Genomic DNA, 12,438 nt, shown 5'->3' with positions numbered 1-12,438 from the left:
CATCCACGAAGAGAGCCATCGCCTCTTCCCACGGAATCTCCCGCCCGTCTCTTACGAAGGGCACCTTCCAGAGCTCGCGCTTCCGGTAGCCTCCGGCATCGACGAACTTCTGGTACTCCTCGTTCGTGACCTCGTGGCGGTCGATGAGGAAGTCGTCGAACGGCACGATCGGAGCCTCTCCGTAAGGGTACGAGAGATCGGTTTCTCCGCCTGGAACGAACACCATCTCGGGAGGGACGCTAGTCTCGGGAGGAAGCCTCACCGTCCACTGGATATTCCGCGCGTCGACGAAGACCGTCGGGGCGAATCCCGGTCTCGCGATTCGGAATAGGTACTCATTCTTGGGCACACGAGCGCGGAGAGGGGTCGTCCCTATGTTCTCCCACGGATGCGCATCGTCCCGGTAGGGACGGATCGAGACGTCCGCGCCAGGCGGGTCGGTCTCAATCATGGCTTCTTCGGTTGTCTGCGTCCAGAGCTTTTCGAGCGTCGGATCGTCCGGAAGAACGGCGAGCGCCTTTCGCACCAAGGACGCCGCTTCTGAAAACTCGAACTCCTCGACGAGACGATTGATCTCGGGCATCGCCGTCTCCCGTACCCATCTCTCCCGAGAGGCGCGGTGCCACAGCCAGCCGGCCGCGGCCGCCAGGATCACGACCGCAGCCGCAACGCCCCTGAGTGGGAGCGCCGTTCGTCGCTTCTCTCCAAGACGTTCTAGGCCCGCCCGCAACTCCGAAGCAGTCTGATAACGAACGGTCCGCTCCTTCTCGAGGCACTTGAGAACGATCTCCTGAAGCTTCGCCGGAACGCCGGTCGCCGGTGCCGGTTTCTGACTCAACAGGGCATTGAAGATCTCCGCCGCCGTCTTCCCGAGAAATGGAAGCCGCCCGGTCGACATCTCGTAGAGCATCACGCCGAGAGAGAAGAGGTCGCTCCGGGCGTCCACGTCCAGTCCCCTCGCCTGCTCCGGTGACATGTAGGCCACGGTGCCGAGAGTCATCCCCGGGCTCGTCAGGTTCCTCTCTTGCGCCGCCGTCTCCACTTCCGAGCCGAGAAGCTGCCTCTCCGCCCCCGCCAGCTTCGCGAGACCGAAGTCCAGAATCTTCGCGTCGCCCCGCTCGGTCAGAAACACGTTCGCCGGCTTCAGGTCCCGGTGCACGATCCCCGCTCCGTGGGCCGCTTCGAGCCCGTCCGCAATCTGTACGCCCAGCTTCACCACCTGCTCGATCGGCATCGGTCCCCGCGCGAGCGTCTCTTTCAGGCTCTCCCCTTTCATCCGCTCCATCGCGATGAAGGGCTTTCCTTCGTGCTCGCCCAGGTCGTACACGACGCAGATATGGGGATGGTTGAGCGCCGATGCGGCGCGGGCCTCCCGTTTGAAGCGCTCGAGAGCGTCCGGAGTGTCCCGGGCGTCGGGTAGGAACTTCAGCGCTACGTTGCGGCCGAGGTTCCTGTCCTCGGCTTCGTAGACGACCCCCATACCTCCACCGCCGAGTTTTCCAATGATCCGGTAGTGGGAAACGGTCTCGTCGATCATCACGCCTTCTACGGTCGTGGGCAACGAACGCGCAATCCTAACTCATTCATTCTGGGGAAATCGACTGAGTGATTGTTGCGAAACCCGACTTCAAGTATTACTCGAGAGCGCACACGTGTTCGTCGAGCTCGAGGATCCCTGGTCGATGAAGTAAAGACAACAGGCCCTGTCGCGAAAGTCCCCGGGGAAACGATGCGCCATTTTCCCTGATGGCGAATCCGACAAGGTACCAGCGAAGGCTAGCTACGCTAGATCCCCACGAACTTCGGTTTCCGCCCCTCGCGGAAAGCGGCGATCCCTTCCTTCGCGTCGCGGCTCGCGAAAATGCGCTCGGGCTCTCGCCTCCAAAGCGCCGCGTTCTCTACCGGTCCACGAGGGGTCACTTCCCGCGCGTAACGCTTGAGCATCCCGAGCACCAGCGGCGCGTTCGCCGCAATCCTCTCGGCGTAATCCATGGCCGCTTCCATCAGGCGCTCCCGGGCGACGACCTTGTTGACGAGTCCAACCTCGTAGGCCCGCTGCGCGGAGATGGACTCGCCCGTCAGCATGAGCTCCATGGCGATCTTGTGGGGAACACGCGCCACGAGTGAGCTCGCGCCTCCGATGGCGAGGCCGACCCGAGCCTCGGGGAACGCGAACTGCGTATCGTCGGCCGCCACGCAGATATCGGCGAACTGCACCAGACCCATGCCTCCCCCGAGACAATGTCCGAAGACCGCGGCGATGACCGGCTTGTCCACCTCGACGATGTGACCCGGGATCGCCCGCCAGACCTCGAGCGTCGGATCGTTCAGATCGGCACCTACGCAGAATGCCCGCTCGCCAGCAGCGGTGAGAATGGCCACCCGGTCGTCGCTGTTGGTGAATCGGCGCCAGGTCGCTTCCAGAGCCCCCCACATGTCGCCGTTCATCGCGTTGAGCTTCTCCGGGCGGTTCAGGGTGATGATCGCGATCCCCTGCTTCGACTCGTAGAGGACGACGTTAGTGCTCAAGAGTAAACCTCCCACTCGCCAGGAACGGCATGATAGTTGTGGCCGATCGAGGAGGCAACCGCAGCCACGCGGCCTCGGGCCCGAGACCGTGTGCTATCCTCGCTCACACCCGTGAAACAGCCTACGATTCGCCCCAGCTCCGTCATGAACACGCCGGGAGCCAACCTCGACGGGTCGGACGAGGGACGCTTCCTGCACGGACCTCAGAGACGGCGCTCCGAGCTCGTTCGCACCTTGCGCATCGCGTGGGAGTTTATCCGCGGCTTCCGGACGCTTCACTTCGTCGGCCCCTGCGTTACCGTCTTCGGCTCGGCGCGATTCCAGGAGGACCATCGCTATTACGCACTGGCGCGTGAGGTCGGAAGCCGGCTGGCCCGCGCTGGCTTCACGGTGATGACCGGTGGCGGCCCCGGGATCATGGAAGCTGCCAACCGGGGGGCCAAAGAAGCGGGAGGACGGACCGTGGGCTGCAGCATCAATCTGCCTAAGGAAATGGGAGCGAACCCCTACCTCGACGTTCACGTCGACTTCCATTACTTCTTCGTCCGCAAAGTAATGCTGGTGAAATACTCGTACGCCTACGTCGTCCTGCCGGGCGGCTTCGGCACGATGGACGAGATCTTCGAAGCGGCCACTCTCATCCAGACGGGCAAGATGCAGGACTTCCCCATCGTCGTCATGGGCACGGATTACTGGTCTCCCCTTCTCGGTTTCTTGACACAGAAGATGGTCGAAGAAGGCACCGTCGACGGTGGGGACGTCGAACGACTCGTGGTGACCGACTCGCCGGAGGAAGCCGTCAGCCACGTCCTACGTTCCGCGACCACGAAGTTCGGTCTCGTGTGGGCGCCGCGGCCAAGCTGGATCCTGCGCGAGCAGGCCAAAAAAGAAAAGCCGGCGCCACGGAGCGTCTAACCCCGACCCCTGGCGCTGCGGCTGGCAACTCGTGCTATACTCGGTCATCGATATACCTGTGACCGATATATGACCAATCCGAGAGACATCATGACGCCCGCCGTTCTGCACGTATTGCTGTCGCTCGCCGACGGCGAAAGGCACGGCTATGGCATCAAGCTGGATGTCGAGGAGCGCACCGACGGAGCCATTCGTCTGGGTCCTGGTACTCTCTACGAAGCCATTCACCGCCTGGAGAAATCGGGTTGGATCGAGGAGACCAACCACGACGAGCGGCGCAAGTTCTACCGCCTCACCCGAGCCGGGCGACGCCACCTGGAAAAAGAGCTCAACCGGCTCAACGAGATCATCCGGTTCGCGCGCTCGAAGGCACTCCTGCGATGAAGCTCCTCGAGCTTCTGCTGAAGCTCTACCCCCAAGCCTTCCGCGACCGCTTCCGCATGGAGATTCTCGCGTTTATCGAGTCCGACCGCACCCTCGTCCGTGGGCGCGCGCGGCGCAGCCTCTGGTGGGTTCGGACGATGTTCGACCTCGTCCTGGGGGCGTCGAGACTTCGAATTTGGGAACGGCGTTTCGCCCCGAAGCCTCCACGACGGGTTCAGGCAATGGGTGTTGCTCGCGACGTCGTCCTCGGCCTCCGTTCTCTGGGGGCGACGCCCCTCGTAAGCGCGGTGATCGTCGCAACGCTTGCAATCGGGATCGGTATGAGCGCCGCGATTTTCAGCGTCGTCGAGACCGTTCTGCTCGATCCCCTCGATTACCGCGAGCCCGAACGGCTCGCTTTCATCAAAGCCCGCTGGGTCGCGGACGGTGTCGAGGACGCGAACCACTCGGGGATGGACTTCGAGCGTATTCGGGAAAGCGCCGAGACCTTCGAGGACGTCGCCGCCGTTTTCCACATCCGTCAAAACCTGACGGGGACAGAGATCCCGCTCCAGGTGGAGGTCGGCTGGACGTCTTCCAACCTCTTCGAGATTCTGGGAGTCTCGTTCCTTTTCGGCTCGGGCTTCACGAGCGACGCTCCGCCGGGAACTCTCGTATTGAGCCATCACCTTTGGCTCGACGCGTTCGGCGGCGAGGAGGACATCATCGGCCGAGTCGTTCGGCTGGACGATCACCCCTACACGATTTCCGGCGTGCTGCCTCGCGGCTTCACCCTCCATGTCCCCCGGTTTCCCACTCACGTCGACGTATGGAAGGTGCCGGACGACTGGTGGCAGAACGGTGACCTGTGGAGCGGCGACGACATCGACGTCGCGCTCTTCGATCTCGTGGGTCGTCTCGCGGAAGGTCGTACATTCGACGAAGCCCAGGCAGAGATGGACTCGCTCGCCTCTCGGTTCCGCGAGCAGCGCGTGGATTTCGCCCGAGCCGGCGGAGAGCTCGTGGTCGTGCCCCTTCTCGACGCCGTCGTGGGTGACGCCAGCGCTTATCTCTATATGCTGCTCGGAGCGGTGGGCCTCGTGCTGCTCACCGCCTGCGCCAATGTGATGAACCTCATGCTGGCGCGTGGGCAGGCACGACAGCGAGAGATCGCGCTCCGGCTCGCGCTCGGTTCGAGCCGTCTTGGGATCGTTCGGATGATGCTGGTCGAAAGCCTTTTGGTTGCCCTTGCGGGTGGCTCATTGGGTCTCGGCCTCGCCTGGGTCGCCACCGAGACGTTGATCGCTTCGAATCCGGCCGGACTTCCCCGGATCACAGGGACCGGCGTCGACCCGATGGTGCTCTCGTTCGTGTTCGGAATCTCGGTAGGCTCCACGCTGATTTTCGGCGTGATTCCCGCCCTCGCGTCGACACGCAGGCTCGACCCACGCGACGTCAAGGGCGACCGAGTCGAGGGAGACCGTCGGAAGCGCATGACCGGACTGGTCGTGGCGATACAGATCGCGGTGTCGCTCGTGCTCTGGATCGGCGCGGGTCTACTGACCAAGAGCTTCGCCCGGCTCGCCGCCGTCGAACCCGGCTTCACCCACGAGAATATTCTGACGTTCTCCCTGTCGTTACCGGGCACGAAGTACGAGCGACCGGAAGGGACCGATCGCTTTTTTAGAGACCTCGAAGAGCGCATCGAAGCCCTTCCGGGAGCGGCTTCAGCGGGACTCGTCTGGCCCTTGCCGCTATCCCACCGTGCTTGGTCCAATACCTATGCCGCGGGGAGCGTTCGCGAGACCGACCGAGCCTATGCCGACTATCGCGTGGCAACGCCCGGTTTTTTCGAGACAATCGGCATCGAGCTTCTCGACGGGAACTCGTTCACGTTCGCTGACGCGCGGCACGTCGCCATCGTCGATCGTACGCTCGCCGATCGTGCCTTTCCCGGCGAATCGGCGGTCGGACGAACCGTGCTGGCGAACCCCTGGGGCGGAGGCGCGGAAGTCTTCGAGATCATCGGTGTCGTGAGCGCCGTGCGGTACGCCGATCTGCGCGATCCGGCGCGGGACACCATCTACTTCGACTCACGCGGCTGGTCGTGGACGGACTGGGAGGTCGACTTCACCGTGCGTACGGGGGGGCTCCCACCCGAGTCGCTCGCCGCTCCAATCCGTGAAACGCTCGCGTCGATGGATCCCGTCATCCCGATCTCCCGCGTTCGCCCGTTGAGCGGATACGTGGATGACACACTGGCCGAGAATCGATTCGCCCTCATGCTCATCGGGCTCTTCGCCGCCGTAGCCGGGGTGCTGGCAAGCGTCGGCCTCTACGGACTCGTATCCTATTCCGTTGCTCGACGCGCGAGAGAGATCGGCATTCGGATTGCGGTGGGCGCCGGCAGGGGGCGGATCTTTTCCTGGGTCTATCGCGAGAGCCTCGTCCTCGTTCTCCTCGGTGTTGTTGGCGGTCTACTCGCCGCCTACGCGCTCACCCGCTATCTCGCGTCGTTGCTGTTCGACGTCGTTCCCACCGATGGCTTCACTTTCGCGGCCATGGCCACTGCCATGGTCGCTCTCTCTCTCGTCGCTTGTTACGCCCCGGCGAGGAGGGCGACGGCGCTCGATCCCCTTCGAGTTCTGCGCTCGGAGTGAGTTTTCTCACGCCAAAAGCCCCTGGTGTCTCCCGGGTGTATAGTCCACCCACGAGCGGGATGAGAAAGGACGACCCAATGAGACTTACCGTCACCTCGATCGGAATCCTCTGTCTCTCGATTGCGGCCAGCGCCGAGGTCGTCCGTTTCGATGTCTCTTCGCGTACCGACCTTCTTGGCGGGAAGGCCTTCGGCCTCGCCGGCGGCTACGAAAAAATGCAGGGGACGGTATATCTCGAGGTCGACCCCAGCCTCGCGCCCAACTTGATCATCACCGACATCGACAAGGCACCGGTGGGCGACAACGGGCGCGTGGCCTTCTCAGCGGATTTCTACTTCATCAAGCCGAAGCACCTCGAGCGCGGAAACGGCGCTGTCCTGCTCGAGGTCGGAAACCGTGGAGGCAAGGGGCTTCTCTCTTTCTTCAACCGGGCCGAGGGCAGCCTCGATCCCGAGGAAGCCTCGGAGCTCGGAGATGGGTTTCTGATGGAGGAAGGATTCGCCCTCCTCTGGGTCGGATGGCAGTGGGACACACCTGAGGTCGAGGGACGGATGCGCATGTATCCCGCGGTCGCGACCGACGACGGGAAGCCGATTCGCGGCCTGGTGCGAAGCGATTTCGTCGTCGGCGAACGCCGCGCGGACCACTCACTCGCGGATCGAAACCACATCGCTTACCCGGTCGCCGATCCCGACCTGCCGGAGAACGTGATGACGGTGCGGGACGACGTGGAAGACGAGCGACGAATCATCCCGCGATCCCAGTGGCGTTTCGCGAGGCTTTCCCGCGGCGAGGTCGTGGACGACCCGCGCAGCGTCTACCTGGAAGGCGGCTTCGAGCCGAACCGCATCTACGAGATCGTCTACGTTTCCGAGAACCCGCCCCTCGTCGGTCTCGGTCCTGCGGCGATTCGAGATGTCGTGGCACATCTGAAATACGAGGGGGCAGCGGAATTGTCAGTGGGCAAGGGTGAGCTCGACCGTGCGCTCGCGTTCGGAATATCGCAGAGCGGTCGATTTCTGAGAACCTTCCTTTATTACGGGTTCAACGAGGACGAAGCTCATCGTCGTGTGTTCGACGGCGTGATCGCCCACGTGGCGGGCGGCGGCCGCGGAAGCTTCAACCACCGGTTCGCGCAGGCCTCGCGAGACGCGCACCCCTATTTGAACTTCTTTCATCCCACCGACATCTTTCCCTTCACCGACCGCGAACAGGTCGACTTCCGAACGGGCACGAACGACGGCCTGCTCGTCTATCAGAAGCCCGAGCACCTTCCCAAAGTCTTCTACACCAACTCGTCCTACGAGTACTGGGGCCGGGCGGCGTCGCTCATCCACACGAGCATCGACGGTCGCGAAGACGCGAAGCTCATGGACAACGTTCGCATCTACCAGTTCGCCGGGACGCAGCACGGGCCGACCCGCTTCCCTCCAGAAAGGACGCTGGGACAGCAGCCCAGCAATCCGATGGACTTTCGTTGGTCGATGCGTGCTCTGCTCGTCGCCATGGATCGCTGGACCCGGGAGGAAGCGGATCCGCCCGAGAGCCAGTATCCTCGGATCGAGGAAGGATCCCTCGTCGCCCCGCAAAATCTTGGCTTCCCCGAGCTTCCCGGCGTCTCGGTCAGCGATCGGGTGCACAAAGCCTATCGCGTGGACTACGGCGAGCGCTTCAAGACCGACGGGGTCGTCACCAAGGAGCCCCCAGAGGTCAGCGGAACATATCCGATCCTCGTGCCGGCAGTCGATGGGGACGGCAACGAGCGGGCCGGCATCCGCCTGCCGGAGCAGGCCGTTCCGCTCGCGACCTATACCGGCTGGAACCTATTCAACGACGCATCCGGTCCCACCGACACCCTGTCGAGCATGCAGGGCTCGTTCATACCCTTCCCCGGGACCGAGAAGGAAAGGCAGGCAAAGGGCGATCCTCGCCTCTCGATCGAGGCACGCTATCGAGACCGCACAGAGTATCTCGGGCGCGTGGCCGAAGCCGCCATCGAGCTCGTGAATGAAGGCTACTTGCTCGCCCGAGACGTCGTTCCCGTGATCGAGCTCGCTAGCGAGCACTGGGATTACTTGAACGCAAAGCAGTGAAACGGCGCAGCCGTCGCACCTCCCGCGAGATTGTCCCCGAAGCCGGTCCGCCTACTCGATGGCAGCGAGGACGCGGGCGATCACGCCGTCCACCTGCTCCCCTTCGACCCAGCGAGACACGATCACGAGATCGTGGTCGGGATCCACGACGATGGTGCTGGTCGAGCCGGCACCGAGGGCGAAGAAGCTCGAGCTGGTGGCACTCGGGAAACGCTCGCGGTTTCGGTTCAGCCACCACATGAAGCCGTAGGAGGGCTCGACCTCCGACGGTGTCGTCGCCGCGTCCACCCAGCTCTCGGAAACGATCTGTCGGTCTTTCCATCGGCCGCGGCGAAGAAAGAGGTAGCCGAAGCGGGCGTGGTCCCGGGTGCTGATGAAGAGTCCCCCGCCCCAGTGGCCACCTCCACTGACCGATTGCATCTCGGTTCCGTCGATCTCGGTGAAGGAGGTGCGGTAGCCGTGCCAGCGCCACGTGTCGGAAGCACCGATCGGATCCATCACCTCCTCTGCGAGAACGTCCGGAAGAGGGCGGCGGTACACGTGAAGGAGGCACGCCGCGAGGAGATTGACCCGAACGTCGTTGTATTCCCAGAACGTTCCCGGCGGTGAAAGCGCGCGGTCGATACCCCGGCGCCGGTCGGCGGTGTCGGGCTTGCCCCAGAGGGTTCCCTCCCATTCGCTCGTCTGCGTGAAAAGATGCTTCCACGTGATCGTGCTGTTGTGAGCGGAGTCGAAATAATCGACCCCGTCGACGTCCACATAGCTCGAGACCCGATCGTTCAGGCTCTCGATCAACCCCTGATCGATTGCGATTCCCCCGAGCGTCGAGAGGTAGCTCTTCGTCACGCTGAAGGTCATGTCGGTCCGTCGGGTGTCGCCCCATTCAGCGACGATGTAACCGTGGCGAACCACGATGCCGTTGACGCCGCCACGCTTCTGGGTCGGGCCCACAATCTCCTGGTCCGCCTGCCCCGCGAAACGCTCCCGCAGATACCGTCCGGGGTCTTTCGGCATCGACGTCTCGTGGGCCTCGGCGAAGGCAACCGCTTCATCGAGACGCTCCCGGTTCATACCGACGTCTTCGGGAGCCTTCCGCTCCCAGCCATCGCCTCGCGCCGGATAATAAGGAGACGACCCCGAAGGGGACTCGAGCTCGGGTGCGTGGTCATTGCCACACGCGCCGAGGAACAGAAACGACCCGAGCATATAGGCGCTCGAGAGAGCTCGATTCATGAGTGCGATTCTCCCGCGACGGTTTCCTCAACGCAAAGCCAGCACCGTTTGAGGATTTCCGAGCCTGCCCCTCGGCAACGGTGGAGAACGAAGGCCTCTCCCTGCCCACCCTTTGCGCAGTCGACCTAGCGAGCGAGATGCTTCGGTGACGGTTCGATCACGACGGCGTCTTCAATCGGTGTGGTGCGATCGAGCGAAACCCTCGACTCTCCGGCGGAATGCGCCCGGGTCGATCGCGGGAAATCGATACAGCTCAGCTTCGATGGACTCGAAGAGCTCCACGAGTCGACCCGTCTCTATCCGGCCTCGGTCGTGCATTCGCTCCACGTCGTCGAGGTCTTTCGCGTGGCCGCGTTGCAGCTTCGACAGCGCCTGGGAATAGAGATCGAAGTGATAGAAAGAGATCTTCCCCTCGGTCGCGATGAAGAGGCTCCGCTCGCGCCATCCCGGGAGCTCCGGAATGAAATCCCGCGGAGAGGCCAGCTCGACATTGAGCTCGAGCTTCTCTTTGAGCTCAGGTATAGCGCGAAAAACTTCGTCCTGCTCCGGCACCATGCAGAGGTCGATATCGACCGTGCTCGCCCGAAATCCCAGCAGAATCGCAGTCGCGCCTCCGGTGAAATAGACGTTCGTCGGTCGACGAACCGCCTCGCCCAGCGCGCGCATGAAGGCGCGTAAGCGGTCCGTGTCTAGAGGCCGACGCACTCCACTGCATCCTCGAAGCTAGTCAACCGCCTAAGGAGCGCGTTGTACCGGGAGTGAGCGGAGTCCACATCCTCTCGCGCAAGAAGCTCATAGAGTCGGCGCTCGGGGTCCGGAAAACCGCTCTCGGGCACGGGTAGGCCGGCGTCTCTCAAGCGCTGCGCTCCAATCGAGACCAGAAGCGCCTCAGGCGTCTCGACTCCGCCGGCGAGGTCTCTCAGGCCTTTTTCTATCAAGTCGCCGCCCGGGAACGCCACATAATCCATCGATTCAATGATACCCTGTTCGAGGCGATTGCTAGCCGATCCCGGCATTCAAGTACTCGATTTGCGCCCTAACTCCCATTTCGGCGCCACTAGACGTCGCTTGCCGCTCCGGTCGAGGGGGACCCCCGGCTCGTCGCGGTCGAGGCGGTCCCAGAGCTTGCACGTGACTTCCTTGTGCTTCTGATCCAGCGCCTCGCAGTAATTCGTGAACTCGCAACGGCGCACCTCGGCTCCTCGCCCGAGGCGGATCTTTTCGAACCAGTCCGGATCCGCAAGCGACTGCCGGGCGGCCGCGACGATGTCCGCCTCTCCCCTTTGAAGAATCGACTCGGCGAGCTCGAACGTTCCGATTCCTCCCGAGGTGACGACCGGAGTCCGGTGACCGGCTTCGCGAAGCGCCCTTCGGATGGCGGCCGCAAGCGGCGTGTTTCGACCGAACGGACCGCGCTCGTCCGAGTAAACCGTCGGCATGCATTCGTAGCCGCTCCGGCCCGTGTAGGGATAGGCGGCCCAGCCGACGTCGGGCTGTTTGGCATCCTCGAACTTACCACCCTTGGAGATCGAGAGGTAGTCCATTCCCGCCTCGGCGAAGCGGACGGCGAAGAATCGAGCGTCCTCGAGTTCGCTGCCGCCCCCGATCACCTCGTCGCCCAGCATGCGGCAGCCGACCACGTACGCCGTTCCCACTCGTTTCCGAACTTCACCATAGACCTCGAGTGGGAGGCGCACGCGGTTCGAAAGCGAGCCGCCATAGCCATCGACGCGATCGTTCTTCCGGGACAGAAACGAGGCCATCGTATAGGCGTGAGCGTAATGGAGCTCGACGCCATCGAAGCCCGCCCGCTGGGCTCTCTCCGCCGCATCGGCGAAGATTCCCGGCAGCACCCTCGGGAGGTCCCGGATATGGGGCAGATGCACGTCGGTCACCCTTTCGCGGGCACCGAACCTTAGGGCCTCGAGCTCTCGATCGTCGAGAATATCCTCGCGCTCGCTGAGAGCCTCACGGACTTCCGATTCAGGCGCCGAAAGCCAGCGCTGCGATCTTAAAACCCGCGCCAGGCTCTCGCGGTGCTCGGGGCGTAGCGCGAGATAGCTCCGAAAGAACCTGTCCTTGGGCGGGCGCCTCCGGATCATCAGGAAGTCGATGATCTGGATGAGAAGTCGGGTCTCCCCTTCGCTCGCGCGTCTGACGGTGTCAACGAGCCGCTCGAGCCCGGGAACGAAGCGATCGTGCCCGATGCGAAGAAGAGGGCCGCTGGGGATGTCGCGCACCCCGGTCGCCTCCACGACGATCGCTCCCGGTTTTCCGCGAGCGAAGCGCTCGTACCAATCGAGGATGGCGTCGGTGACGAAGCCTTCCTCGGTCGCTCGCCAGGGCACCATGGCCGGCACCCAGCTGCGACGGCGAAGCTCCATCGGCCCGACGCGAATCGGTGAGAACCAGATAGAGGTCGCCGCTTCCTCGGCCGTCGGCCATCGAGCGTTCGGCAACGGGTGGCGGATCCGCTCGGGGGGTGTCCACACGCTTGATCTCCGATCTTCGAGAGTATAATCGCACGCTCTATGGGTGATCCCGCGAGCAACCTCGTGAGCCCAATCCCCATCCTCGGGGAAAACAGCCCGTAACCATGGCCCTTACCGGCGCCTTTTTCTTTCTTCTCTACCTTGCCGTGATGG

Annotated in this window: 10 protein-coding genes; 4 read left to right on the top strand and 6 right to left on the bottom strand. The window is 63.3% G+C overall.

The window, feature by feature from the left end; translation table 11 throughout:
• Both VEK15_16690 and VEK15_16685 read right to left on the bottom strand, forming a co-directional pair.
• Window positions 1–1,561 (bottom strand): bifunctional serine/threonine-protein kinase/formylglycine-generating enzyme family protein (locus tag VEK15_16690; protein ID HXV62341.1); only part of this gene is annotated, 1,561 nt, incomplete at its 3' end.
• Between the two features lie 224 nt (window positions 1,562–1,785).
• The gene (locus VEK15_16685; GenBank protein ID HXV62340.1) at window positions 1,786–2,529 is read right to left on the bottom strand and encodes an enoyl-CoA hydratase/isomerase family protein; all 744 of its coding nucleotides are present in this window, start codon (window positions 2,527–2,529) and stop codon (window positions 1,786–1,788) included.
• Between the two features lie 111 nt (window positions 2,530–2,640).
• Between VEK15_16685 and VEK15_16680 the strand changes: the two genes are divergently transcribed.
• The 4 genes from VEK15_16680 to VEK15_16665 all read left to right on the top strand — a co-directional run bounded on the left by VEK15_16680 (window position 2,641) and on the right by VEK15_16665 (window position 8,560).
• Entirely contained in the window at window positions 2,641–3,444 is an 804-nt protein-coding gene (locus VEK15_16680) for a TIGR00730 family Rossman fold protein (GenBank protein HXV62339.1), read from the top strand.
• 90 nt (window positions 3,445–3,534) lie between these two features.
• The gene (locus tag VEK15_16675; protein ID HXV62338.1) at window positions 3,535–3,828 is read left to right on the top strand and encodes a helix-turn-helix transcriptional regulator; all 294 of its coding nucleotides are present in this window, start codon (window positions 3,535–3,537) and stop codon (window positions 3,826–3,828) included.
• Entirely contained in the window at window positions 3,825–6,467 is a 2,643-nt protein-coding gene (locus tag VEK15_16670; protein HXV62337.1) for an ABC transporter permease, read from the top strand. Before VEK15_16675 ends, VEK15_16670 begins: the two co-directional genes overlap by 4 nt.
• A gap of 77 nt (window positions 6,468–6,544) precedes the next feature.
• Window positions 6,545–8,560: an alpha/beta hydrolase domain-containing protein gene (locus VEK15_16665; GenBank protein HXV62336.1), complete on the top strand. Its 2,016-nt coding sequence runs from the start codon at window positions 6,545–6,547 to the stop codon at window positions 8,558–8,560.
• A gap of 51 nt (window positions 8,561–8,611) precedes the next feature.
• Here VEK15_16665 and VEK15_16660 read toward each other — a convergent pair whose 3' ends face one another.
• The 4 genes from VEK15_16660 to VEK15_16645 form a co-directional block, all read right to left on the bottom strand.
• Window positions 8,612–9,793, bottom strand: coding sequence for a serine hydrolase (locus VEK15_16660; GenBank protein ID HXV62335.1), 1,182 nt, complete (start codon window positions 9,791–9,793; stop codon window positions 8,612–8,614).
• Between the two features lie 171 nt (window positions 9,794–9,964).
• Window positions 9,965–10,498 carry a DUF6036 family nucleotidyltransferase gene (locus VEK15_16655; GenBank protein HXV62334.1) on the bottom strand — a complete coding sequence of 178 codons (534 nt, stop codon included), beginning with the start codon at window positions 10,496–10,498 and terminating at the stop codon, window positions 9,965–9,967.
• Window positions 10,483–10,761, bottom strand: coding sequence for a hypothetical protein (locus VEK15_16650; GenBank protein ID HXV62333.1), 279 nt, complete (start codon window positions 10,759–10,761; stop codon window positions 10,483–10,485). The genes VEK15_16655 and VEK15_16650 overlap by 16 nt, the downstream gene beginning before the upstream one ends.
• A gap of 48 nt (window positions 10,762–10,809) precedes the next feature.
• Window positions 10,810–12,285 (bottom strand): NADH:flavin oxidoreductase, encoded by a 1,476-nt coding sequence (locus tag VEK15_16645; GenBank protein HXV62332.1) that lies wholly within the window; start codon window positions 12,283–12,285, stop codon window positions 10,810–10,812.
• Window positions 12,286–12,438 lie beyond the last annotated feature (153 nt).

This window comes from Vicinamibacteria bacterium, assembly GCA_035620555.1.
Taxonomy (GTDB): Bacteria; Acidobacteriota; Vicinamibacteria; order Marinacidobacterales; family SMYC01; genus DASPGQ01.
Note: the sequence above shows the minus strand (reverse complement) of the source record. Positions and strands in the feature narration are given on the sequence as shown.